Below are 24,993 nucleotides of genomic sequence, written 5' to 3'. Positions count from 1 at the left end.
CGCGAACTGCAAGGTCTGCGTCGTCCAAGGAGTCGAGCATGAACACAGCGTTTATCGGTTTTGCGGTTCTGGCGTTTCTGGCGATCGTGCTGCTGATTGAGAGCATCTACCTGTTCTGGAGCAGCCATCACGGCCCCGTCGTCAAGCGCATGGACGAGCGCATCCGCGCGTTGTCCGCAGGCGGCAATGTGAGCGCGGAGCAACTGTCGATTCTGAAGCAGCGCATGCTGAGCGAATCGCCGCTGGTCACGCGGCTTCTAATGGTTTTGCCGCGCGTCCATACGCTCGATCGCCAGTTGCAACAGTCGGGGCTCACGTGGTCGGTAGCGCGTTTTGTGACCTATACGCTGCTGTTCGCGCTCGTCGGGCTTTTCATCGGAATCGTGCTGCATGCGCCATGGACCGTGATGTTCGGGCTCGCCGGCGCGTGTGCGCTGCTGCCCCTGATGATTCTTCGACGCAAGCGCGGCAAGCGTGTATTGCAGCTCGAACGACAACTGCCGGACGCAGCCGATCTGATCAGCCGTGCGCTGCGCGCCGGTCACTCGTTTCCCGCTGCGCTCGGGATGGTCGGCGAAGAGTTGCCCGAGCCGCTAGGCGGAGAGTTCGCACTGGTGTTCGATGAGATCAATTACGGCGTGTCGATGAACGATGCACTGCTGAACATGGTGAACCGGGTGCCGGTGGACGATCTCCGCTATTTTGTAATCGCCGTGCTGATCCAGCGCGAGGCGGGTGGCAACCTGGCGGAGATTCTCGGCTGCATCAGCAACATTATTCGCGAGCGCCTGAAGCTTCTCGGCAAGGTGCGGGTACTGTCGGCGGAGGGGCGGCTGTCGGCGTGGATTCTCGGCTTGCTGCCGTTCGTCGTCATGGGGGTACTGTCCCTGCTCAACCCGGGATATATCAAGGTGTTCTGGACCGATCCGATCGGTATCCGTCTTGCTGTGTCTGCGCTCACGATGATGCTGTTCGGCATCTTGTGGATGCGTAAGGTGATACGTATCCGTGTGTAGTCACGGGATCGGAGTGATTTCAGGCCGGCGCATCAGGCAACAACGAATCGAGGAGGGCGGGACAACCCGCAGACCATGAGAACCGAACAAATCGTCGTGCTGGGTCTGATGTTTATCATTGTGTTCTGCGCCATGTTGAAGGCGATGATGCTGTTGCGACCCGATCCATTGCAACGGCGTATCGATCATGTCGGCGCGCCGGCGTCCCTCGACGAGTCCGACTCGGCGGAACAGAATACGTGGGTCGAAACCGTCACGAAAATGTCCCACCATGTCGCAAAACTTTCTTTGCCGAAAGAAGATTGGGACAAGTCGACGCTCCGGCTGCGGTTCGCCAACGCAGGCATCCGCAATCCGTCCGCCCCGGCGCTTTATTTTTCCGCGAAGACTCTGTTGGCGCTGGTGTTGCCTGCGATAGCCCTGATTTTTTGTGGAAGCCTCTTTACCCCTGAGCGGCGCATGTTGCTGCTGCTTGCAGTGCTCGCTGCGTCGGCGCTCGGCTTCTATCTGCCGAACCTGGTCCTTTCACGCATGATCGAACAACGCCAGCGCAAGCTGTTCGAGGACCTGCCCGATGCGCTTGATCTGATGACCGTCTGTGTGGAGGCCGGCCTTGGCCTCGACGCGGCCATGATGCGTGTCACACGAGAAATCGGCGTAAGAAGTCACGCGCTGAAAGATGAATTCGAGTTGGTGTTGCTCGAACTGCGTGCTGGCTCGGGACGCGACAAGGCGCTGCGCAACCTGTCGCTGCGCACCGGCGTCGAAGATATTGACACGCTCACCGCGATGCTGATTCAGGCCGATCGCTTCGGCACCAGCGTCGGCGACTCGCTGCGCGTCTATACGGACAATCTGCGCACCAAACGCCGCATGCGCGCCGAAGAGAAGGCTGCCAAGATCGCGCTCAAGTTACTGTTTCCGCTGATGTTCTTTATCTTTCCTGCATTGGTTACGGTATTGATTGGTCCGTCGGCGATCCAGGTGATACGCCAACTGGTGCCAACGATGAGTGGCATCTAGGGAGGCCAGACACCGTGCCGGCTTCGACGACAATGCCTGGTGACCCTTAACGAGGAGGCGATATGAGAACTGCTCGCCCGCAACTGAAGCAGGCGCCGAAGCGCACGCCCAAACAGCGTGGGGTCGTCACTGTTGAGTTTGCGCTGCTTGCACCGCTGCTGTTTCTGCTGCTGTGCATTGTGATGGATATGGGTATCGCGCTGTGGGTCAACCTGACGATGCAATATGCCGTGCGCGAGGGAGCACGCTATTCGGTGACCGGCCAAAGTAACCTCGACCCGAGCGCGACCAACCAGCAGCGTTATCTCGCGATTGTGCAGGAGATCAAGAACAGCTCGATGGGTTTGTACAACCTGGTGTCGCCCAGCTATACGATCACGATCAACGGTACCACGCAAGCCTACAACACACAGGCGAGCTACGGATCCGGCATGTTCGGCAATCCTGGCGACATCGTGGTGCTGCAGATCAATTGCATCTGGCCTTTGCTGACCCCACTGGTCAGCCCGTTTTTTTCCGGCGGCAAATATAGCTTTAGCGTCGCGACGACGATGCGCAACGAGGGCTTCTAACGTGAAGACAAAACCATGGGGGAAGAGCCGTCGCAAGACCACTGGTGTCGTCAGCGTGGAGTTGGCGCTGCTGCTACCGGTACTCGTTGCACTTGCGCTGCCGGTCGTCGACGTCGCTCGCAACATCCAGGCGCAGATGATTCTGATCAATGTGAGCCGCGAAGGGGCAAACCTGTCGTCCCGTGCGTCGCTGACGTATCCGATGCAGACCATCATGTCGTCGCTCACTGCGACGACGCCGCCACTCAACATGGACGCGAACGGCATGATCTACATTACCGAGATCATGGGCAACAACAATTGCGACGCCAATGGCAACAGCTGCACCGGGGTGGTGGTCGCGCAGTATCGCTGGACCGGCGGCAACTACTTTCCGGCGAGCAAGCTGTGGACCTGCGGCAGCAGTAGCGGCACGAGTACGAGCTGGGCCACCGACGGCACGGGTAGTTGTAGCGGCTTGCCCGCGCCAGGCAGCAAGTCGCCGGTAGTGAACCTGTTGCAAGGCAATCTATCGAGCGGGCAGATTGCATACGCCGTCGAAGCGTTCTATCTGCAAACACCGCTGATCGGCTCGTTGAAACTGGGCGGCGGTATCACGACACCCGCGCTGTCGCCGAATCTGTATGCGATGACGGTGTTCTGATTCAAAATAAAAGCAGGTCGGGGGATGGAATGAAAACAGCGTCACACAAACATCAGAAAGGCTCGATCAGCATCATTGTCGCGGTGTCGCTGGTCGCGTTGCTGGGCATTGTTGGCCTTGCGATCGATTCGGGCCTCGGCTATATGATCAGGGCGCGGCTCGATGCGGCCACCGACGGCGCGGTAGTCGCCGCGGGCCAGGCCGTGACGCGCGGCAACAATCAGTCGGAGCAGACCACGAACGCAACGCAGGCGGCCAACGCGTTTTTCACGGCCAACTATCCGGCTGGTTTTCTCGGTTCGACGGCGACGGCCGGCACGCCCTCAGTCGTGTTCGACAACAAAGGGACCGTGACGATCAACATGTCGGCGCAGGCGCAGGTGCCGGTCACCTTCATGCAGACGCTTGGCTTCAAGGTGCTGAACGTCAGTGCATCTTCGCAGGCGATCCGCAAGACGCTCGATATGGCGTTTGTGATTGATACGACTTCGTCGATGAGCGATTCCGTGACGCAAAAAGCCGTGCGCGCTGGTGCGGCAAATTTTCTCAACAATTTCGATGTCACGAACGACCGCGTGGCGTTAATGCACTTCGCAGCCGGCACGGTGGTCGACGTACCGTTCAAGAATAGCAACGTCCGTGGATTCGACCGTACGACTATGACGACGGACATAAACAACTACACGTTCAACGGAAACACAAACTCTTCGGAAGCTATGTGGAATGCAAGATGGCAGTTGAACCATGTCATCACGCAGCCATCCAGTCAGCGCGTTATTGTGTTTTTTTCGGATGGTGCGCCGAACAGTTTTTCATCGAATTTCCCGATGACGAGTGCGGCATCGTCGTGTGCTAAGCCCCTTGGAACGCTCATGACGGGCGACGCTCCGCCGCAGAACGGGAAGTCAGTGCAAAGCAATCCAGGCGGATTGGACAGTATGAGCGCCCAGGCGCAGGCGCTGTCTGGGTCGTGTTATTCGAGCACAGCCGCGAACATCGACCATTTGCCGGACATGTATAACGCGCACGCCGCGTCGGAGCCCCTCGTTACGTTTCCGATCGTTACGGGCACTCCGCGCGTCGTGACCAAAGACATGAACGGCGCCAGCTACCAAACCCGATACATAAACGTCAATCGGGCTTCGCGCAATCTGCTCGAAGCGATGGCTGCGCAAGCACGCGCTGAAGGCATCTTTGTGTTCGCACTCGGATATGGTCCGTACCTGACAGGAGGCACCGGGTGGGATAATGAGCCCGGCGAAGATGTTCTGAAATGCATAGCAAACGTGCCGGATGCTTTGCCTCGATGCTACAACCCGAAACAACCCGTCGGCGTCTATTGTTACGCTGCGACTCCGGCGGACCTTGCACCGTGCTATTCGCAGCTAGCATCGCAGATCCTCCGCATTTCACAGTGAGCGCCCCATGCAACTTTTGCCCATGTTTGCATCTAGCCCATTTTCTGAACTGCTGCACCACGCGACCCATTGGCTGGGCGGCTACGCGCTCGCACTGCTGATGATGGCGGGCGGTGGGGCACTGGAGCGCCGCTGGCCGGCCGAGCTATTGCAATCGCGCGCCGGGATGCGCTTTAACGTCGTCTACGCGGCGCTGTATATGGCGTTCGCGGAAGCAATGCGGCCACTCCTGGCGGTGATCAGCGTCGCGCTTGTCAATGCGTTCGGCGGTGGCTGGGTCGTGTTGGCCTCGCGAGGGTGGGGCGCGTTGGCTTCTATCGTAATCGTGCTATTGACGTTCGACTTGCTGGAGTATGCGTTTCACCGCTTGCAGCATGCATGGCCCGTGTTGTGGAAGTTGCATTCGCTACATCACAGTGCCGACGAGTTCAATGTCACGGTGACGTTCCGGCATCACTGGTTCGAGGTGCTCATCAAGGGTTGCCTGCTTTATCCAGTAGTTGGCGTGCTGTTCAAGGTCGAACCATGGATTGTCGGCGTGACCGCGATCATTTTCATGTTCGGCAATTACTTCGCGCATATGAACCTGCGCATCGACCTGGGCCGCTTCACGACGTGGGTCAACAATCCGCAATACCACCGGCTGCATCACTCGAACCGCACCGAGCATTTCGACCACAACTTCACACAACTGCTGCCGCTGTGGGACCATTTGTTCGGCACGCTCTGGGTGCCCTCGAAGCACGAATGGCCGGCCACTGGTCTGGACGACGGCGCGCAACCGCGTTCGCTGCTGGGTGCGCTGAGCTGGCCGCTGCAAACGCCTGCCCGGAGTGTTCTACCCCCCCCTCACACCCACTCCACGCACCGCCTTGCCACCCGTCAAACAAACAACCATAGCAGCCACGACGAGCACGCATAGCGCCACGCGCAAGCCGAGCAAACCCGCGCCGAGTCCAATCAGCGGTGGCCCGACCAGGAAGCCCGCATAACCCGCCGTGGCCGCCATCGAAACACCAATAGCCGGTGTAACGGTCGAGCGGCCCGCCGCACTGAAAATCACCGGGACGATATTCGCGAGGCCGACGCCGACCATGGCGAAGCCCACGCATGCCGTGAACACAGTCGGCAGGCTCGACACCAGCGCGAGCCCCGCCACCGCCAGAAGACCGCCGAAGCTGATCACCTTGCTCGAACCGAAACGGCGCACGGAGACGTCGCCCACGAAGCGGCAGGCGGCCATCGAGAACGCAAACGCGGAATAACCCACCGCGGCGACGCTGGCTTCTTCATTCAAGGCGGAGCGCAAGTACACCGCGCTCCAGTCGGCCACTGCGCCTTCCACCATCATGCAAAGGAACGCGAGCAGCGCAAGTTTCATCACTGCAGCGTTGGGCAGCGCAAATCCACTCGAGGACGCGGCCGCCCTCGGGCCGAGATCGCGCAACGCGAGCATCGCAGCGGCGAAAACGAGGACGGCGATGAACACATCCGGCAGCAAGAGACCGCCGGTCACGCCGACGCCGCTTTTCTGGAGCATGCCGCCCATCGCCGCGCCAAGCAGGCCGCCCGCACTCCACGCCGCATGAAACGAGGACATGATGGGCGACTTCCACTGCGTTTCTATCGTGCTGGCATGGCCGTTCATCGAGACGTCGAGCGCGCCGTTCGCCGCACCGAGTGCGAGGAGCAGAATGCACAGCGTCACCAGGTTCGGCGCGAGGGCGGGGAGCGGCAGCGCCACGACAAATGCCGCGCCGAGCAGCGCGGTGGCCCGGCCGCTGCCGAAGCGCGGCGCCAACTGCCCGGCCAATGGCATCGCGACGATAGCCCCCAGCGCAAAGGCGAACAACGCGATGCCCAACGATGTGTCGCTGAGTGACAGGCTTTCCTTGATGCGCGGCACTTCGACAGCCCAGGCGCCGATCCCGAATCCGTTGGCGAGAAATACGCCAAGGGTGGCCACACGTTCCTTGAACGGCTTCACGAGCGGCGTGCTGACCGGATTGGCGAGTGCTTTCATGAGCGCGCCACCATGACGTTGTCGCAAACCGATTCGAGTTGGGCGCGCCGCTCGGCTGTCACATCCGCTTCGACGAATAAATAGTCCACGTAGCGCGCCGGTGCAACGGAAAACGGCGCGGCGGTCATCAATTTTTCCGACGTCATGGCGATGGCGACCCGGCTGCTTGTTTTTACCATTGCACGTTTGAGTTCGGCTTCTTCGGCGTCGAACGCGGCGACGCCTTCGTCTGGATCGAACGCGCACGCACCCAGAAAGCAAAGATCGGCCTTGATCTGCTGGATCTGCAGCAAGGCTGTCGCTCCCGTTGAGCCGGCTGCGTGCTGTGCGATGCGCCCGCCGATGAGAATGATGTCGAACCCCGGCCGGTTCAGGAGGCGCGCGCAAGCCTCAGGGGAGTTCGTCACGACGGTCAGATCCGCGTGGTCCGGGAGCGCGGCGGCAATCGCGACGTTGGTTGATCCGGTGTCCAGCAAAATGACCTGACTGGGCCGGACGATGGACGCCGCGGCGACGGCGAGACAGGCCTTGCGATCCAGGGCTTCGTGCATGCGGACCGACGCGTCTACGCCGGCAGGCGAGATCAGCAGGGCGCCGCCATACACGCGCTTGCAATGGCCCTGATCGGCCAGTTCGCGCAAGTGACGGCGCACTGTGTGTTCGGATGTCTGGAGTTCGGTAGCGAGTTCGGATGCGAGGACGCGGCCCTGCGCCCGTAACCGTTCCAGAATCAGCCGCGCCCGTTCGTCGGGCAGCAGCCCTTCCATTGCGTCCTGCCGCGTCCGTTGCATGACTTCACCTTGCTCGATTTCGAAACGATCACAATCGAGCAAAATGTATCGTAAACGAGCGTGGTGTGCAATAACGGGAAAAAGTGGCAGACCGAGAGCCGTCGGGGGCAGGACGAAACCACGTGGCGTGGCTACGCGGGTTATCGACCCAATCAGACATTCATCTGACGCTACGTTATCGACAGATCGTTAAGGCACCGGCGGGAGCGCAGGTTAGGCGAGCTGGACGCCTGTAATCGCCGAGGCCGCAATCCACGCGCGCCATTGCGACGTGAAATTGAATTCGGCATCGATTGCAAATGCCGAATCGAGCGCGTCATTGAGCGTCGCTCCACGTTGTAACGCATCGAAAGCCGCATGTGCGGCGGCGCATTGAATGAGTATCTGCGGTTGCCAATGGGGTCGCACGACCAGTGCATAGGTCGGTGACTCGATATCTGCCGGAAAAGAGCCGCCCGGCTGATGTGCAATCCAGATTCCGGCGATCGCATAGGGGGAAGAGATGAGCGCGCAGGCGGGATGCACGGTCAGTTTCGCTTCGAGCAGATCTTCGGGGCGGATGGCGGCCCATTCCGCTTGCGTAAGGCCCTTCGCGTCCGCTGCAAAGTAGGCCAGATGCAGCGACCACTCGAGACGCGCGAGATCGGCAAAATAGCGGAAACGCGGGGTCCGTTCATAGGTTTCGATGAAATCCGGTAGCGCTGCGCCGAAGTGATTGAGGTCGCCGCTCTGCGACGGATGCGCTTGCGCGTAAGCCACTGACAGCGCATCGAACCAGGCGTCGCCGACTAGTGCGAGTAAGACGGGATAGGCGCTCGCGAGTGCAGTTCGCCGATTGGCGCGAATGCTGCTCCGATAGAGGTCGACGCGCTGACGCAGATTGTCTGTGAGTTCGGTGGCGGTGCTATTGTCGTTGCCATTGCCATTGCCATTGCCATTGCCATTGCCATTGCCATTGCCATTGCCATTGCCATTGCCATTGCCATTGCCAACGACGTCGACGTTGACACTGTCCTTGTCGTCGGCGGTACCACTGCCACTGCCCTTGCCGGTGAGGCAGGCTGTTTGTCCATCGGCATATACCGCCCTGTCGGCGCGAGCTTGCGCGTGACCGACTTCGCGCGCCGTGTGTTGCAGTCGCGAAAGCACAGGCCGCTGTTCGCTCTCCAGCGATTCGGCAAACATGCGCTGCAGTGACTCAAGCGGCGTGCGCATCGCCAGCGTCGTATTGAATCGCGGGATTGAGAGCCGATCGTCCGGCGTGCGCGGTTTTCTGAACATCACGGGCGCGGCCGGCTTCATCGAGCATGACGCTTAAAGCCGGTATATCGGTATCCCACTCGATCAACGTCGGTATCGTACCGAACCGCTGTAGCGCGTATTCATAGAGCGCCCAGACTTCGTTGGCGACCCGTGAGCCGTGATCGTCGATGACGGCGACGTCCGTCACGCGATGACCTGCAAGATGAATCTCGCCAATCGTGCCGATCGCCAGCGCGTTCATGGCCGCGACCGCGTCCTCGCCATGATTGCATTGGTTCACATACAGGTTGTTCACGTCGAGTAATACGCCGCAACCCGTGCGTGACGCGAGTTCGGCGAGGAATGCTGCCTCGCTGTACTGATCGTCGCGGAATCGAACGTAGGTGGAGACGTTTTCCAGCAGAACCGGCCGGCCCAGCGCGTCCTGCAATTCGCTGACACGCGCAGAGATCAGCGCGAGCGCCGCCTGGGTCAAGGGCATCGGCAAAAGATCGTTCAGATGGCCGGCTGAGGTCGCGCCCCAGCAAAGATGTTCGGAGACGACAGCCGGCTCGATCCGCTCGATCAGGCGTTTGAGCTTCGCAACGTGGGCGAAGTCGAGAGGGTTGGTCGAGCCAAGGCCGAGACCGACCCCATGCAAACTGACGGGCAGGTCGCGCCGCACGGTGTCGAGCACGTGCAGGTCGAAGCCACCGTCGCCGAAATAATTTTCACTGTGTACTTCGACCCAGTCGAGCGGGGGCGTCGCGCTGAGGAAGTCGCGGTAGTGAGCGTGACGCAACCCGATACCGATGCCGGGCGGCGCGCCGGCAGAGGTGGCGAAGGGAGGCATCAAAGACCTCGAACAGCACGGGAACGCAGTGCCGGCATCAGGAATGCTGTTCGTCGAACTTGCCGCCCATTTTCGTACAGGTGCCTTTCGGCACGGTCTTGAAGTCGCCTTTGTCGTTATCGACCTTGGCCTCACCGGCGCAGCTATGCACACCGGTCTTGCTCGCGCAGTCGTTCTGACCGGCCTTGGCGATGCCAAAACACTGGACCTTCTCGTCTGCATGCGCTGCGCCGATGCTAGTGGCCGCGAGTCCTGCGAGTGCCGCGGCGATCAATGCCGGCCGGCTAAGTTTCGAGTTCAATTTGCTTCTCCTGAGTAAGCGGCGATGGATTTCCGCACCACGTCGACCTTCGCTCCGCCATGGGTTGCCTCGGGTCGATGCGGTGCGCTGATGCGCAGCGCCAAGGCTATCTGTAAGCCGATTTTAAGCTTGTGGCATTGCCTGTCCAGTATGTTACTGGCTCATCGTACCCGCGCTTCTCACGGCACAGTTGGCCGTGATCTTTTCGCCGTCGCTGAACGAGAATGTCAGCGGGATCGTCGTGCCGATCTTGAGCGGTTGCTTCGGATGCTCCAGCATCACGTGATAGTTGCCCGGTGCAAAGACGAGTGAGCCGTGCGCGGGCACCGCAACCTGATCGACCATCGCCATGGAAGATGTACTGCCCTGGCTTTGCGTCTGATGCAGCATAGCCATGCCGAAGGCTGCAGTGCTGATGCCGACGAGATTGACCGGTTGATCACCCGCATTACTGGCCTTGAAATACCCGCCCGACGGCAGATCACCCGGCAACGCGCGAATCCAGCAGTCCGATACGCTCGCGGTTGCCGCGGCACCCGCGAACGCCTGAACGGATGAACCGCACAGCAAAGCGGCGAATAGAAGTCTGCGTGATGTCTTCATGATATATCCCTTGGTTTTAACGGCGGAAATGAAGCGTTAAGCGGATTGCCGCGTGGCGCGGCCAAAAATCGTGCGATCGGCTAGCCATACCGCGAGCAGCGTGGCGCCCATCAATGGGAAGACGATGCCGAGCAGAACGAGGCCGGTTTTCCAGCCACGCATCGGCGGCGCGGCGCGCTCGCGCGACGGTGCGCCGAGCGAGCGCTGCGGGCGCCGCTTCCACCACATCACGCAGCCGGTCACGGCCATCCCCGCAAGCCCGAGTGAAATCGCGGCGCAGAGAATCTGATTGGCGACGCCGAAATAGCGGCCCATGTGCAGCGACGTGCCGTATGAGACGGCCTTCGATACCGCGCCGTAGTCGTCGTACCGGATGTCTTTCAGAACCGTGCCGCTGTATTGGTCGATGTACAGCGTGCGCTCGTTTTTCGGGTCGTCGGGAAAGTACGAGACGGTGTAGACGCCGGTGGCAGACGTGGGTAACACGATGTCGTAGCCGCTCTGGACGCCGAGCGATGCGACGAGGGCGACGATGCGTCCGAGCGGTAGCGCTTGCGCCGCGGGTGCATCGGCGGATTGCGGCACCGGCATGTTGCCGACGGCCCATGGCGTGAGTGGCAATGGCAGATCGTCCATCACCATGCCCGGCATCGAGTCTATGTTCGCCTGGTGCGCGCCGTGTTCAGCGTTTGGTCTATCTGCACCGTGGGCCGATTGCGTTTCGGCGCCTGTGTCGGCAGTGCCCGCCTGCTTGTCAGCGCGCGCGCCTGGCAGGGCAGAGCGCAACGGCAGGCCGCCCCACGCGCCCGGCGGCGCGCCAAGATCAGCGGCGGTCGCGAGTGCCTTGAACTGCTTACCCCACGAGCCTGTCCACGGCAGACCGCTCAGCACGAATAGGAGCGCGCCGAGCGCGAGCCAGATGCCCATCACGGCGTGAAGATTTTTCCAAAGCGCGCGTCCTTGCAGCGAAAAACGCGGCACCAGCGCCGCACGTGCGGTAGTTTTCTCGCGTGGCCACCAGAGCGCGATGCCGGTGCCGATCATCACCAGCGTCCAGCACGCGGCCAGTTCCATCAGTAATTCGCCCGGTTTGCCGAGCAGCAGCTTGCGGTGAAGCATGCGGTCCACCTGCATGAAGCGGCGCTCGACGCTCAGCGTGCCCAGTACTTCGCCGCTATATGGGTTCAGATAGACGCTCTGCTTTTCGCCGTTGGCGAGGCGAAAGATAAACTCGGTGCTGCGGTTCGGGGCGTTCGCGATAGGCGCCGTCAACGCGCGCGCATCGGCCGGCATCGCTGCACGGGCTTTGGCAAGCAATGCGTCTTCCGGCAGCCGTGGCGTGGCTTGCGGTTCGACAATCAGGCGGTGCGGGTAAAGCAGCGGCTCGATTTGCGGCTGGAAGCAATACAGCGTGCCGGTGATCGCAAGCACCACCAGAAACGGCATCACAAAGAGACCCGCGTAAAAGTGCCAGCGCCAGAGCGTCCGGTAGCCGGCGTTGGCCGTGCCTGTTGCCGAGGTCGTGCGTTGGGCAGTCGTGGTGGACATTCAATCCTCCTGAAGCAGATTGTGGGTCGATCGGTTTGCGCCGCGAGGCATGGGCTGAATTTGCAATTCGCGAGCACGTCGAGTGCTTCGAGCATTTCGAGTACCGGGCGCGTGCAAATAGCGCATGCCGATCGCGTGTTCACATGCGCAACTTCGCTTCGACATAGAACGTGCGGCCCGGGTACGGGTGGTAGACGAAATAGCGCGCGTCGAACAGGTTGTCCACGCCGATGCCGATTTCACTCAGCCTGGTCGGCTTGAACGTGAATTTCGCGTCCGCCACCGTGTACGAACTGGTGCCGCCGAAAACATCGGGATTCGTGTCGGTATTGGTGAGCGTGTTGTATTGGCGGCCGGAGTAGCGCGCGGCGAGCGTGAACGCCGCGCGTTCGTCGATGTGATACGTCGCGGCGAGATTCACGCGCCACAGCGGAATCCGATAGAAGTATTTGCCGACACTCGCAGGATTCTGCGCATTCGCGATGATCTTCGACTGTGTGTACGCCACACTCGCCAGCAGATCCAGGCCGCGTACGAATACATCCTCTCCCGAGTAGCTCGTTTCGACGCCACGCGAGCGCACCTTGCCGATGTTCTGGAAATTCGTCACGTTCGGAATCACGGTCGTATCGGTCTGACTGAAGATCGTGTTCTTCACGTCGTCCTGGAACAGCGAGAAGCGGAACACGCCATTCCAGTGCGCCCATTCGGCGGTCAGCTCTTTCGAGAGATCGTCTTCGGGTTTCAGATTCGGATTGTTGTTGATGATCGACGAGCCGTTGATTTGCCCCTGGAACATCTCGCCCACCGTGGGAAACCGATAGGCGCGGCCGATGGAAGCGCGCAAGCTCAGATCGTCGGTGACATCGAACGACAATGAGGCTTTCGGCGAGACATGATGCTGGTTCGCATCGCTGTACGGCAGGGTGTTGCCGGGCAGCGCCTGCGAGCCTCCATAGGCTTGCCAGTCTTCGTACCGCACGCCATACACCAGTTTCCAGCGCGGCAGAAAGCGCCAGGCATCCTGTGCGTACAGCGCCTGAGTCTGCGTCTTGCCGGCGAACGCATTGGCGAACGACGTGGCCGCGCCGTCGCGCCAGTTCAGCGTGTTGTAACTCTGGTTGTCGAGGAAGTAGTTGTCGTAGTGATAGCCGAAACTCAGCGCGTGATTCGTCCACCCCGCTTGCGGCGTGACGGGAGTGTAAGTAGTACGCAGATCGAGTGTTTTCCAGCCGGTGCCGTCGCCGAAGATCACCGTGCCGGGGCCGTTGCCCGGCGCACCGGAATTGGCGGTGCGCGCCACGCTATTGCCGACGTCGTAGTAAGAAGCGGTGGCTTCGCCGTTCCAGCCGGTGGCGTTGCGGGTCTTCAGCGTGAGCCCGTATAGCCAGTTCTCGCTGTGGCCGAGACTCGGGGCGAGCGCGGCAGCCGGAATCGTGTACTCGTAGCCGCCGATCGCAACCTTGCCGCTGTATACCGGGTTGCCATTCGCGTCGCGCAGGAAACTCGATGTCTCGCTGTTGTAGGTCTGGTGCCAGTAGCCGAGCGTAAAGGCGGCCTGCAGTGTCGGCGTGAAGTCGTACTGCATCTTCAGCTTGAACTGGTCCTGCACCGTGTGTTCGATCCCTTCACCGTTCACGCCGAGCACCGCGGTCGGCGTGTTGGTCTGGTTGTTGTAGAAGTACGCGCCGGTAACGGGCGTGTCACCGGCTTTCGCCGGCGTACCCGACTTGGCCAGCGTGGCGAATTGCAGCGGCTGGCTCGTGTTCTCCAGGTGATTCACGCCTAGAAAATACGAGAATTTCCCGATCCGGTCGCCGATCGACGCGCTCGCTTCGCTGCCATTGAAGTTCTGATTCACACCGAACAGGCTGAAATGCTGCGTGAAGGCTTTGACGTCCGCGTCGGCTTCAAACTTCTTCGGCATGCGCGTGCTGATGAGCACGGTGGCGCCGAGCGAATTGCCCGGATAGAGCGCTGAAAACGGGCCGTAGATCACGTCGACCTGCTGGATCTCGTCGGGAAACACCATCGACCAGCGCGGCGGAAACGAATAACTGTTACCGAGCAGATTGCTGAGCAGCAGGCCGTCCGCGTAGACGAGACCGCGTGCGCTCTGTGTATTGCTGGTGCCGCGTACGGCGATGATCGAATTCAGATCGCCGATAAAGCGCTTGCGCACGGCAAGGTTCGGCATGTACTTCAACACGTCTTCGGTGTTGACGACGTTCCAGTTGTCGAACTGTTCGCGCGTCACCGTTTCGACCGAGGCCGGCAGGTTAGGATCGACGGCGCGCGGGTTGGCAACGGCATTGGCACTGGCCGTGACGCTTACGATAGGCAGCGTGGCGTCGGCGGGTGCGCTCTCCGCGTGAGCCGGGGAGGCGATGAATGCCGGTACGAATGCTGGAACCAGCGCGGAAAAATACGTTGAGAAATATGACAGCGGCGACAGCGCCGGCAGCGGCCGCCGGCCGGATGGAATGCGCCGGGCGCCGCGGCGGGCGCAAAAGCGCAGCCCTCGCAAAGCGAAGTTGAGCATGAACGTTTCCTTGATGCATTGAACAGGCGATCGCGCGCGCCCTCAACGGGTGCGGCAAGACGCGCGATCAGGAACAACAGCGATCAGGAAACGGCGGGCGGGCCTCTTGGGCGTCCGGACGGGAACGCGCCGAGCGGCGTGAAGCGGGTGGAGAGGGCGGGCGGCACAGTGCCGGCAAGCGCGAGCGCGGGCGGCGGTTCGACGGCCGCGACACTCGGCATGGCGACGTGATGCTGGAGCAGATGGCAGTAGCCGCATGCGCCGAACGCGTCGTCATGGCTGAGATGGACGGGCGCCGGGTTGGCCTGCGTGGCGTGGCTCACCAGGCTCTGATTGGCCGGCTGCAGCGCCGAACAGAGCGCCGCGAAGGGCTCGTTCGCGCGGTTCGACACCAGCAACTGACTCACGACCGGCGCGAACACGACAAGCCACATGGCGATCAGGCCAAGCCATGCGGTCATGCGGTTACGGGCGTGTGGAGTCATGGTGATGAACGTAAAGACGCGGGCGATTCTAGCATTGCGGCGCGGTCTTTTCTCGTGTGATTCCGTTTATAGCGTCGGATTAGAAGGCCGAAACCGGCTCATTTCGGGGCGTTACAGCTTGCCTGTTTCCCTTAAGCTGCGTGGTAAATGTTCCGCTTTCCCTGTTGTCGCCTCGACGCCCTGCGCGGATGCGCGGATACGTAAAACGCCGGACAGGGCGCGCAAAACACGATTGACGGCCCGACCGCCGCCATAACCCGTTACCACGACTCATGATCGCCACGCAGACGCGCGCATCCTCGATAGCCGACATTAATCGTCAGGCGGCCTTGCTTTGCAAAAACGGGCAATTCGCCGATGCCTGGTTATTGGTGAAGCCGATCCTCGAACCGAGCGCCGAGGTGTCGGAAGATGCGCGGGCCGACGCGCTGAATATTGCGGGAGCCTGTTCGTACGGGCTGGGCCGCCTGTCGGATGCGGAAGCTTATTGGCGCCAGTGTCTGCGCACAAAGCCCGGCTATGCCGAGGTGTACAGCAGTCTTGGCGTGCTGCTCAAATCGCTCGGCCGCCTGTCGGCGGCCAAGGCGGTCTATCGGCAACTGGTCGCGCTGCGCCCCGGTCAGGCCGACGCGCACAACCATCTCGGCGCCGTGCTCTATGGGATGGGATACAAGGACGAGGCGGAGGCGTCATATCGCCGGGCGGTCGAGATCAATCCCGGCTACGCGGAGGCGCACTACAACCGGGCCATCGTATTGCACGAGCTGCGCCGCCTGCATGAAGCGGAAGCGGCCTATCGCCAGGCGCTGATCGGGTTGCCCGATCATGCCGAGGCGCATAACAACCTCGGCAACGTATTCATGGAACTCGGCCGCGTTGCCGAGGCGGACGCCGCGTACCGGCAGGCGTTGACCATCAAGCCTCAATATCCCGAGGCGCTCAATAACCTCGGCAGTGTGCTGAAGGCGGCGTACCGCCTGCCCGAGGCCGAACTGGCGTGCCGGCTCGCGCTGGCCATCCGCCCGGATTACGCCCAGGCGCACCTCAACCTCGGCGCGGTGCTGGCGGATCTCAAGCGTTTGCCCGAGGCGGAGGCGGCGTACCGGGAGGCCCTCGCGCATCGCCCGGACTATGCCGAGGCGCACTACAACCTCGGCCTCGCGCTATCCGGCATGGAGCGTTTGCCCGAGGCCGAAATGGCTTACCGCGAGGCGATTCGCTTTCGGCCCGACATCGTTCACGCGCACAACAACCTGGGCTGCGTGCTGCGTCTGCTCGATCGTCTGCCTGAAGCGGTCGAGGCCTTCGCCCATGCGCTCGCGCTCCGTCCCGACCTGGCGGAGGCTCACTACAACGTCGGAGCCGCGTTGGCGCAGCTCAAGCGCTTGCCGGAAGCCGAAGCCGCGTACCTTCGGGCGCTCGCTCTGCGCCCCGATTACGGCGACGCCAGGTTCGGCCTGGCCGTGCTGGTGCTCAGCGTGGGCCGCTTCGACGAGGGCTGGCGATTGTACGAATGCCGCTACGAACAGCCGGATTTCATGCATTACAAGACGCGTTCCATGTTGAGCTGTCCGCAGTGGCAAGGCGAGACGCTCGCCGGCAAATCCTTGCTGGTCTGGCAGGAGGACGGGCTTGGCGATATGGTTCAATTCAGCCGCTATTTCGCGTTGCTCAAGGCGCAAGGGGCTGTGCATATCGCCTTTGCTTGCGCGCCCGCCTTGCACCGGCTGATGGCTTCGGTGGACGGCGTCGACGCCGTGCTCGATCACGATACGGCACTGGCCCGTGTCGCCGCATCCACCTACGACTGCTGGACGAGCCTGCTGAGCGCGCCGCTGCATTTGCGTACGACGGTGGACACGATTCCGCGCGCGGTTCGTTTCACGGCCGAGCCGTCGCTCGTCGAAAAGTGGCGGCCGATGCTCGAGACGATGCCGCCCGGTCACAAAATCGGGCTGGTGTGGAAGGGCAATGCGAAACACCATAACGATGCGAACCGGTCGATCCCCACGCTGGCCACGCTCGCACCCCTCTGGAGCGTGCCGGGTCTGAGCTTCGTGAGCCTGCAAAAAGGCCAGGGTGAGGATGAGGCGCACAACCCGCCCGACGGTCAGCCGCTGCTTGCGCTCGGCACGGCGGTGAACGATTTCGCGGACAGCGCCGCGATCATCGAGCAACTCGATCTGCTGATTTGCGTGGACACGTCCATGGCGCATCTGGCCGCTTCGCTGGGCAAACCGTGCTGGGTGATGCTGCCGGAGAAGGACGTCGACTGGCGCTGGATGCATGAGCGCGACGATTCGCCGTGGTATCCGCACACGCTGCGGCTATTTCGCCGGGCGGTGGGCGAAGACTGGTCCGCGACGGTCGAGAGGGTGAGGCAGGCGTGTGTGGAGCGATTCTCTACTGAGCGCGCTAGTGCACTTCGCATGTCTCCGGAGTCCCTCACCTGACCCGTTGCCCACGCTTGCGACCCGCTTGCGCTGAAGCGTGGAACCGGCTCTCGGTCGTCTCGATCGCGTGGCCGAGGAACTGCAGGAACATGCTCATCGCGACCGTCGTCGTCAGACCGGCGCGTTGATACAGGCAACTGAACGACTTCGCGCCGGCATCGGCGAGCGGCGTCCACGCGAGCTTGCGCTGCGTTACGTCCTCCGCCACATTCTCCGCAATCAGGAAGCCGATGCCCACACCGTCCGCCACGAGTCGGCGCACCATCGACACCGAACTCGTTTCCACCAGCGGACGTGCCTTGCGCTGCTCGCGGTGGTCGATCTGATCCACCATGGCCCGCAACTCCGTATCCGGTGTCATGAGGATGAGCGGATAGTCGAGACAGTCGCGCAGCCGCGGCCGCTTGCCGAGTTTCGTCAGCGGATGCGCAGGCGGCGTAACAAGCCCAAGGTGCTGCGAGAAAGCGCGCACTTCCACGACGCCGGGCGGTGGCTTGCGGCGCAGGCCATAGCCGATGTCGGCCTCACCCGTCTCCACCCATTTGAGGATGCTTTCGCCGTTGCCCGAGCGCACGCTGTAAGTCACGCCCGGATAGCTTTTCATGGCCGCCTGAATGGCGTCGGGCACCAGTTGCTCGGCGGACGAAGGCGACACCGCGAGGTTGATATGCCCACGGCGCAGCGAGCGCAGGTCTTCCACCTGAGTCATCGCGTTATCGAAATCGCGTTGTCCGCGCCGCACGGCGGCAATGATGATCTCGCCAGCCGTGGTCAGTTGCATGCCGCGCGGCAGACGGTCGAAGAGCGGCGAGCCGACTTGCTCCTCTAGGTTGAGGATTTGCTGATGCACGGCGGCCGCGGTCAGGTGCAGCGATTCGGCCGCTTTGCGGATCGAACCGCGCCTGACTACCTCGTCGAAACAACGGAATGTCTGCGATATTGGACGCATAAATCGACCGTATAGTTTTTCCATACGGGCCGTAAAGAATAATCAGGTTTTATTGACAGACTGGATAGCCTAGATTTCGCTTCATCATCTTAACGGAGCGGACCGTGACTACGACAGTCGATCAAATTACCCAGCGGCGCCGCGGCGTCGGCCTCATTGCTCACGACCCCAAGGCTTCAGCCGGCGGCTATACGCTGATTGCGCCGCAAACGGCGAACGGTCACGTCTATCTCATCGATATCGATGGCACGATCGTCCACGAATGGAAGATGCCGGTGCGGGCCGGGCGCCACGCTGTGATTCTTCCTAACGGCAATCTCGGCTACAACGGCAACCACGCCAGATCGGAAAATCGCTACGCTTCCTGGTCGATGTGGCATGGCGGTGATTTCTCCGAAGTCACGCCTGAGGGCGAGGTGGTCTGGCATTACGAGGATCCTGCGCATCACCATGACGCGCAGTGGCTTGCTAACGGCAATCTGCTTTACGCCGCCTGCGCGCCGGTGCCGGCGGGGTTTGCCGAACGTGTGCCCGGTGGTACGGCGCATGGTCCCGACGAAGTCATGTATGCCGACGTGATCCGCGAAGTGAATCGCGCGGGCGAGTTGGTGTGGGAATGGAAAGCATGGGAGCACCTCGAACCCGAGGACTTTCCGATCGCGCCCGGCTTTGGCCGGTATCACTGGCCGCTCGTGAACGGGCTCGGCGTGAACGCGAAGGGTGACGTGCTGATGAGCTTGCGCACCACGTCGGGCATCATCGCCGTCGATCGCCAGACCGGTGGCGTCACGATGCACATTCCGCCGAGCGTGGTGTCGCACCAGCATGCCCCCGTAGCGCTCGCCAACGGCAACATTCTCACGTTCGACAACGGCAATTTCCGCACCGGCGCGCATGTGGCTTTCTCTCGCGTGCTCGAGATCGATCCGTCGAATAACGCGGTGGTGTGGTCGTACGCGGACGACATGGTGAATGCCTTCTACAGCGCTTTCATGGGCAACGCGCAGCGGCTCGCGAATGGCAACACGCACATCACCGAGTCGGCCACGGGACGCCTCTTCGAAGTGACGCCCGCGGGCGAGGTGGTGTGGGAATACGTCATTCCCTGGTTCGGCGAGTACCCGGACGAAGCGGCGCGCAAAACCGGCCCCGGCCAGTTGAACAGCGTCTTCCAGACGTTCCGCTACAGCCGCGCGCAATTGCCGTGGCTGCGCGCCTGAACGCCGCGTTTTCGATCCTTCGGGGGTAATGTGAATCCAGACCCAGCCACTCATCGCGTCGACGCGCGCTTGCCCGCGTGGCAACTCGTGCTGTTCGGTTTGCAGCATGTCCTGTCGATGGCGGCGTCGCCCGTCACCGCAGTTTTTCTGGTGTCGAGAATGTTGTCGCTTTCATCGGACATGACCGTGCAATTGATCGGCGCGACTTTCTTTGCCTGCGGCGCCGGCACGCTGCTGCAATCGCTCGGGGCGGGGTCGATCGGGGCACGGCTGCCCTTCGTGATGGTGCCGGGCGGCGCGCCCGCCATGCTGTTCGCTGTGATCGCCACGCAGACGGATCTGCGCACCGCCGCGGGCGCGGCGCTTCTCACCAGCCTGTTCTACTGGCTCGTTTTGCCTGTATTCGCGCGCTGCCTGCGGTTTTTTCCGCGTGTGGTGGTGGGAACGATGCTGCTGCTCGTGTCGGTGAGTCTGATCAAGATCTACGCCGGCATCATCGTCGGTCAACCGGGAACACCGGGTTTCGCGCGGCCGCAGTCGTTGGGTCTGGCTCTGCTCACGATCGTGGCCACGCTGGCCGTGGCGCGCCTGTTCAAAGGCACGGTGGGGCGGCTCGCCGTGCTGATCGGCCTCGCGATCGGCGCCTGCGCCGGCTGGGCAATCGGGCTGATGCCGGCAGGCGGCATGTGGGCCGGTCCGCTTTTCACGCTGCCGGTTTTGCTGCCCTTCGGCATGCCACGTTTCGACGTGCTCGCCGCGCTGCCGATGCTGATTTTCAGCGTCATTTCAATGGCTGAGGCAACCGGACAGACGGTGGCCGTCGGCGAGATCACCGGCAAGAAGATCGACATGCGCCGCGATGTGCCGAGGACCATTCGCGGCGATGCAGTAGCGTCGCTGCTCGGTTCGCTGCTGGGCACCTCGCTCATCATCACGAGCGCGGAGAACATCGGCGTCGTGCAGACCACTGGCGTGCGCTCCCGCTACGTCACTGCAACGGCCGGTGCGATGCTGATGGTCATCGCGCTATTTGCACCGCTCGGACGCTTCGCCTATGCGATTCCCGCGCCGGTGGTGGGCGGCACAGCGCTGATCGTGTTCGCGATGATCGGTGTGATGGGCATCAACCTGCTCGGCAAGGTCGACCTGCATGCGCGCGGCAATCAGTACACGCTCGCCGCCGCACTCGTTGCTGGGCTGATACCGATTCTGGTCCCCAACGTGTATGCATCGTTCCCCGGCTATTTGCAGATCGTGCTGGGCAACGGCATGGCGGCGGGGACACTCACCGCGATCGTTGTCAACGTGGTGTTCGGTGCATGGCACCTCAGGCCTGCGGAGAAGATCCAGGCAACCTGACCCCGGGCTTCAACGCTTACTTTTTAACGTTAGCTTTTAACGTAAGCCCTCGCAGTCTTCCTTCAAACGCTTCAATCCTTTCTCCATGAAAACCCATTTCACTTTCCGCGCGACGGACGTCGCGTGCATGGTCGCGCTCGTCGTTTCCACCGCGGCCAACGCCCAAAGCAGTGTCACGTTGTATGGCAGTCTCGACGCCGGTCTCGGCTATGTGAGCAACCTGCATGGCGCTCATGCCTATCTCGCCGAGCAGGGCACCTTCCAGGCCGACCGCTTCGGCTTTCAGGGCGTCGAAGATATCGGCGCCGGCCGCTCAGTGGTATTCAGGCTCGAAAGCGGTTTCGTCACGACAACCGGCGCATCGGCGAGCAGCAGCACCTTCTTCAATCGTCAGGCCTACGTAGGGATGTCCGATCCGATGTTCGGCACCGTGACGCTCGGCCGGCAGACGGACTGGAATTTCGATTGGCTCGGCTCAGTGTCGACCGGACAGCTGCTCGGCGACTTCTCCGCGTTTCACCCCGGCAATCTCGATGGTCTTGGAAGTACCTTGCCGGTACAACTGTCGAGCACGGTGAAATGGAAAAGCGCGAATTACAGTGGGCTGAATTTCGGCGCGCTCTACGGATTTCCCGGCGCGTCGGCCAGCAACACCAATGGGCGGACCCTCAGTTTCGGCGCGAATTACACGAATGGGCCGCTCAAGCTGGTGGCGGTGTACTCCGAATACCACGACCGTTTGCTGCCGCTCTCCACCGGACTCGGCCTGACGTCGTTCGAAGGGCAGACGCTCGCGCCCGGCGCTACCTTCAACGCGAAGCAGGTGCGCGATATGGGGCTCGGCGGAGCGTACCGCTTCGAGCGCGTGACGCTGCACGCGCTCGCCACGGATGTGCGGATCCAGTCGGACGGCGGCAGCGAACACTTTCGCACGATCGACGGTGGCGTCAACGTGCGTCTGACGCCTGCGGAGGAAATCGCGGCGGGAGCGTGGAGCGCGACATTGGCGGGGCACCGCTGGACGCAATTCACCGCGGCGAATGTGTACTCTCTCTCGAAAGCGACGCAGGTCTACGCGGACTTGATGTTCGAGACCGCAGGCGGCGGGGCGGTGGCGAATACGCTTGGAATCGGCGCAGCGGCGGGCGGCAGACAGACGGTGTTCCTGAGCGGAATACATCATTTGTTCTGATTCGAGCGTGGAGCGGCGCCCATGTCTGCCATTGGCTTCAACATGGTCGGCGGCACCTTCGGATTGCGGCGTCGTGTCAGATAAATAAGCAAGTCTTTGTTTATGACTGCAATGTGGAATATTGCGAAAATTCAATATGCGTTGTAATAAATATTTCGCAATATCTGGGTATAGGGGTTGTCGAAGTTAAGACGGCGGTCCATGAATATAGTATTCATGTATGAATAGGCGGCTTGATGAGATTGAGATGAGTTGATATTGTTATTAAGCGGTTTTTTCAAACATTCCGGGCTTGGCGGGTCAGCTTGTGAGCCATGCGGGGCGGTCGTCAGCGGGATCTGTGATGACGTTTCAGCAGGCGATGAAACAGAAAGTTATTAAGCAGACAAAACAGAATTAAACAGACAAAACGGCTGCTTTGATAAAGCGTACCTCGCATATTGCATTTGAAAATTTTGCGGTTATGATGGCGTCTCCGTGATGCGGTTTCTCGAACGATCGCTCTACGGAGACGGCAGAAATATTTGCCGGGCATGCAAGCCGGAGGGAGTAATTAATGCTTCCCGCGCAGATAGATTAAATCGAGGAGACGATATGTTGAGTCCCCATGAATTCGCTACCTTAATGCTCATCAAGAACGCGCCGGACCCGATTGAACTGGGTCGCGCCGAGCTCGACGCCCTGCTCGAGCGGCAACTCATCTCGCTGGAAAACCTCGCGTCGGGCCGCTCACGTCCTCAGATCACCAGCGAAGGGGATTCCATCCTCAAGGCGGTTGCCCGGATGCGCTAGGCATCGGCGATACCTGCTTCGATTCACCCGCCTTCATTCACCATCACGATTCGTTGCAATCTATCCGCGCGGTGCTTCGCGCGTCTGATCAAAATTTGAGGAATTCAACCATGACTCTATTGAGTCCCGAGCAGGCTGCTGCCGCAAAAACCAACGTCGACGCGTTCTTCGGCGTGACAGGAAAGATCTTTGAAGGGTTTGAAAAGCTGGCCGCTCTGAATCTGCAGGCCGTCAAAGCCACGCTGGCCGAGGCGCAGGAGAACATGGCGAAGGTGTCCGGTGCGAAGGAACCGCAACAGTGGTTCACGCTGCAGGCAGATTTCGCCCGGCCTTACGCGGAAAAATCGCTGTCGTACGGCCGGCAGGTATTCGACATCGCAGCGGCCACGCAGGCTGAAGTCACGCAATTCGCCCAGGCGTACTACGAGCGGTACAACAACCGCGTTCAGGCAATCGTGGAGGAAGCGGTGAAGCGTGCGCCCTCGGGCTCCGAAGCCACGATCGCTGCATGGAATTCCGCCATTGCCGCTACCACGACGCTGTGCGAAACGCTGCAGAAAACGGGGCAACAGGCCGTGAAGATGGCCGAAAGCAATCTCGATGCAGTCATCGCTCCAGCAACGAAGGTAGCGGGAAGCGACGCGGAGCAGACTCCTGCCGCCGCGAGCGCAAAGCGTTAGGCCTGACAGCGGGCAGCAATGCCCGCTGTGAATGCATAGGCAATATATAAAGGATTCCTGATAGGCATGGAATCTCGTGCCCGAACTGAAGATCGTCTCGCTCCAGCGTAGTGACACGACGCCAGCTTTTACGATGACGATTCGATGGCAAAGCTGATTCCGGTCGGCCGGCGCGCGCAATCCGATGAAGTCGCCGCACTCGTGCTGTACCTGTGCTCGCATGAAGCGGGCTTCGTGACCGGCGCCCGCATTGTAATCAATGGGGGACAACGCTTGCCGTGAAGCCGGTCGTTCCGCCATGGAGGTTGCGATGAGTGAAGCAGTGGGAATCGTGATGGGTTCGTTCGTGCTGGCGATGGCGCTCGTGTTCGTCGCCGCTCATTATTACCGGGAGCAGATGCGTCGAAAGCGGCTTAGGCAACTGGACTATTTTCACTACTGGCCGCACTGGAGCAAGGCGCGGGCGGATCGCGCCGATCAACACGCGCGCGGCAGGTGAGGGCGTGCCGGCGGCTCGAACCTATTACATCGCAGGTAATTGGCGAGCCGCACGCACACGCCTAATCTTCGGTCATCGCGCAACTCATCCCGAGCGGCGCATACGATCGAGGACATATCATGTCGACGTTCCAGATTCATACAATTGATTCCGCACCTGAGCAATCCCGGCCGGTGCTGCGGCAACTCCAGCAAAACTTTGGCCTGATCCCCAACATTGCGGGAGCCATGGCTGAATCGCCGGTGTTGATCGGCGGCTTCATCGGTATCTTTCAGAAAGTCCATTCGGGCACGTTGACGGAAGCGCAGATCCAGACCCTGTTGCTGACTAACGCGGTGACGAATGCGTGCTCATGGGCCGTTGCATTTCACACGGCTCTCGCGCTGAAAGAGGGGCTTTCATCCGCCGACGTCGACGCGATTCGCGACGGCCGTGTGCCCGCCGACCACAAGCATGCGGCGCTCTCCACCTTGACGAAAACCGCGATCGAGAAGCGCGGACATCTGAGCGACCGTGACGTGAACCAGTTTATCGAGGCGGGTTTCCGCAAGGACCAGGTGCTCGAGGTTCTCACCGTGCTGGCGGCTTCCACGATTACGAACTACACCGGCAACATCACGAAACCTGCGCTCGAAGCGTCTTTCCAGGAGTATGCCTGGACCGCGTAGGTCTCCTCTCGCGGAGCCGCTCAATAACAGGGACTCAGTAACAGGGAGTAACGAGGAGTATGCTGACCGACGTGTTTAGAACGACCGGTGCCGCCGGACACCCACAGATGCCCCGGCGCCA

At 61.2% G+C, this 24,993-nt stretch carries 24 protein-coding genes and 1 pseudogene; 15 read left to right on the top strand and 10 right to left on the bottom strand.

The window, feature by feature from the left end:
* The first annotated feature begins 38 nt into the window (after positions 1-38).
* The 6 genes from PQQ95_RS05045 to PQQ95_RS05020 all read left to right on the top strand — a co-directional run bounded on the left by PQQ95_RS05045 (position 39) and on the right by PQQ95_RS05020 (position 5,594).
* A complete protein-coding gene (locus PQQ95_RS05045; protein ID WP_408435468.1) occupies positions 39-1,016 on the top strand; it encodes a type II secretion system F family protein in 978 nt (325 codons plus the stop codon).
* A gap of 75 nt (positions 1,017-1,091) precedes the next feature.
* On the top strand, positions 1,092-2,039 hold the full coding sequence (locus PQQ95_RS05040; protein ID WP_408435466.1) for a type II secretion system F family protein: 948 nt from the start codon (positions 1,092-1,094) through the stop codon (positions 2,037-2,039).
* 62 nt (positions 2,040-2,101) lie between these two features.
* A complete protein-coding gene (locus PQQ95_RS05035) occupies positions 2,102-2,611 on the top strand; it encodes a TadE/TadG family type IV pilus assembly protein (RefSeq protein WP_408435465.1) in 510 nt (169 codons plus the stop codon).
* Between the two features lies 1 nt (position 2,612).
* Positions 2,613-3,254 (top strand): TadE/TadG family type IV pilus assembly protein, encoded by a 642-nt coding sequence (locus PQQ95_RS05030; protein WP_408435464.1) that lies wholly within the window; start codon positions 2,613-2,615, stop codon positions 3,252-3,254.
* A gap of 29 nt (positions 3,255-3,283) precedes the next feature.
* Positions 3,284-4,672 carry a TadE/TadG family type IV pilus assembly protein gene (locus PQQ95_RS05025; RefSeq protein ID WP_408435463.1) on the top strand — a complete coding sequence of 463 codons (1,389 nt, stop codon included), beginning with the start codon at positions 3,284-3,286 and terminating at the stop codon, positions 4,670-4,672.
* Between the two features lie 22 nt (positions 4,673-4,694).
* On the top strand, positions 4,695-5,594 hold the full coding sequence (locus PQQ95_RS05020; RefSeq protein ID WP_408435462.1) for a sterol desaturase family protein: 900 nt from the start codon (positions 4,695-4,697) through the stop codon (positions 5,592-5,594).
* Here PQQ95_RS05020 and PQQ95_RS05015 read toward each other — a convergent pair.
* From PQQ95_RS05015 to PQQ95_RS04975, 9 genes are all read right to left on the bottom strand, one after another.
* Positions 5,511-6,695, bottom strand: a complete 1,185-nt coding sequence (locus tag PQQ95_RS05015) for an MFS transporter (protein ID WP_408435461.1) — start codon at positions 6,693-6,695, stop codon at positions 5,511-5,513. The genes PQQ95_RS05020 and PQQ95_RS05015 overlap by 84 nt on opposite strands.
* Entirely contained in the window at positions 6,692-7,486 is a 795-nt protein-coding gene (locus tag PQQ95_RS05010; RefSeq protein WP_408435459.1) for a DeoR/GlpR family DNA-binding transcription regulator, read from the bottom strand. The genes PQQ95_RS05015 and PQQ95_RS05010 overlap by 4 nt, the downstream gene beginning before the upstream one ends.
* Before the next feature lie 213 nt (positions 7,487-7,699).
* Positions 7,700-8,701, bottom strand: coding sequence for an HvfC/BufC family peptide modification chaperone (locus tag PQQ95_RS05005; RefSeq protein ID WP_408435457.1), 1,002 nt, complete (start codon positions 8,699-8,701; stop codon positions 7,700-7,702).
* Positions 8,685-9,581 (bottom strand): MNIO family bufferin maturase, encoded by an 897-nt coding sequence (gene bufB, locus PQQ95_RS05000; RefSeq protein ID WP_408435455.1) that lies wholly within the window; start codon positions 9,579-9,581, stop codon positions 8,685-8,687. Before bufB ends, PQQ95_RS05005 begins: the two co-directional genes overlap by 17 nt.
* A 37-nt stretch (positions 9,582-9,618) precedes the next feature.
* Positions 9,619-9,882 (bottom strand): BufA1 family periplasmic bufferin-type metallophore, encoded by a 264-nt coding sequence (locus tag PQQ95_RS04995; protein ID WP_408435453.1) that lies wholly within the window; start codon positions 9,880-9,882, stop codon positions 9,619-9,621.
* 153 nt (positions 9,883-10,035) lie between these two features.
* Positions 10,036-10,485: a copper chaperone PCu(A)C gene (locus PQQ95_RS04990; RefSeq protein WP_408435451.1), complete on the bottom strand. Its 450-nt coding sequence runs from the start codon at positions 10,483-10,485 to the stop codon at positions 10,036-10,038.
* Between the two features lie 36 nt (positions 10,486-10,521).
* A complete protein-coding gene (locus PQQ95_RS04985) occupies positions 10,522-12,033 on the bottom strand; it encodes a PepSY-associated TM helix domain-containing protein (protein WP_408435449.1) in 1,512 nt (503 codons plus the stop codon).
* A gap of 139 nt (positions 12,034-12,172) precedes the next feature.
* Positions 12,173-14,575 carry a TonB-dependent receptor gene (locus PQQ95_RS04980; RefSeq protein WP_408435447.1) on the bottom strand — a complete coding sequence of 801 codons (2,403 nt, stop codon included), beginning with the start codon at positions 14,573-14,575 and terminating at the stop codon, positions 12,173-12,175.
* An 83-nt stretch (positions 14,576-14,658) separates the two neighbouring features.
* A complete protein-coding gene (locus PQQ95_RS04975) occupies positions 14,659-15,060 on the bottom strand; it encodes a DUF2946 domain-containing protein (protein ID WP_408435445.1) in 402 nt (133 codons plus the stop codon).
* Between the two features lie 272 nt (positions 15,061-15,332).
* On the opposite strand from PQQ95_RS04975, the gene PQQ95_RS04970 reads away from it, so the two are divergent.
* The gene (locus PQQ95_RS04970; RefSeq protein ID WP_408435443.1) at positions 15,333-17,513 is read left to right on the top strand and encodes a tetratricopeptide repeat protein; all 2,181 of its coding nucleotides are present in this window, start codon (positions 15,333-15,335) and stop codon (positions 17,511-17,513) included.
* Here PQQ95_RS04970 and PQQ95_RS04965 read toward each other — a convergent pair.
* Positions 17,506-18,462, bottom strand: coding sequence for a LysR family transcriptional regulator (locus PQQ95_RS04965; RefSeq protein WP_408435441.1), 957 nt, complete (start codon positions 18,460-18,462; stop codon positions 17,506-17,508). The genes PQQ95_RS04970 and PQQ95_RS04965 overlap by 8 nt on opposite strands.
* Positions 18,463-18,566: 104 nt before the next feature.
* On the opposite strand from PQQ95_RS04965, the gene PQQ95_RS04960 reads away from it, so the two are divergent.
* The 8 genes and pseudogenes from PQQ95_RS04960 (at position 18,567) to PQQ95_RS04925 (ending at position 24,872) form a co-directional block, all read left to right on the top strand.
* Positions 18,567-19,682 carry an aryl-sulfate sulfotransferase gene (locus PQQ95_RS04960; protein ID WP_408435439.1) on the top strand — a complete coding sequence of 372 codons (1,116 nt, stop codon included), beginning with the start codon at positions 18,567-18,569 and terminating at the stop codon, positions 19,680-19,682.
* Between the two features lie 30 nt (positions 19,683-19,712).
* Positions 19,713-21,041, top strand: a complete 1,329-nt coding sequence (locus PQQ95_RS04955; RefSeq protein ID WP_408435437.1) for a uracil-xanthine permease family protein — start codon at positions 19,713-19,715, stop codon at positions 21,039-21,041.
* A gap of 85 nt (positions 21,042-21,126) precedes the next feature.
* Complete coding sequence (locus PQQ95_RS04950; protein ID WP_408435435.1) at positions 21,127-22,233, top strand: porin; 1,107 nt, start codon at positions 21,127-21,129, stop codon at positions 22,231-22,233.
* 594 nt (positions 22,234-22,827) lie between these two features.
* A complete protein-coding gene (locus PQQ95_RS04945) occupies positions 22,828-23,025 on the top strand; it encodes a hypothetical protein (protein ID WP_408435433.1) in 198 nt (65 codons plus the stop codon).
* Positions 23,026-23,135: 110 nt separating this feature from the next.
* Complete coding sequence (locus PQQ95_RS04940; protein WP_408435431.1) at positions 23,136-23,705, top strand: phasin family protein; 570 nt, start codon at positions 23,136-23,138, stop codon at positions 23,703-23,705.
* Positions 23,706-23,840: 135 nt separating this feature from the next.
* Positions 23,841-23,987 (top strand): annotated as a pseudogene (locus PQQ95_RS04935) (SDR family oxidoreductase); the annotation flags it as partial.
* A 28-nt stretch (positions 23,988-24,015) separates the two neighbouring features.
* A complete protein-coding gene (locus PQQ95_RS04930) occupies positions 24,016-24,204 on the top strand; it encodes a hypothetical protein (RefSeq protein ID WP_408435429.1) in 189 nt (62 codons plus the stop codon).
* A 119-nt stretch (positions 24,205-24,323) separates the two neighbouring features.
* Entirely contained in the window at positions 24,324-24,872 is a 549-nt protein-coding gene (locus tag PQQ95_RS04925) for a carboxymuconolactone decarboxylase family protein (RefSeq protein WP_408435427.1), read from the top strand.
* The last annotated feature ends 121 nt before the right edge of the window (positions 24,873-24,993 follow it).

Source organism: Paraburkholderia caffeinilytica, assembly GCF_046030355.1.
In the GTDB taxonomy this organism is placed as follows: domain Bacteria; phylum Pseudomonadota; class Gammaproteobacteria; order Burkholderiales; family Burkholderiaceae; genus Paraburkholderia; species Paraburkholderia caffeinilytica_B.
The sequence above is the reverse complement of the archived record's forward strand: the minus strand, read 5'-3'. Positions and strand labels throughout refer to the sequence as shown.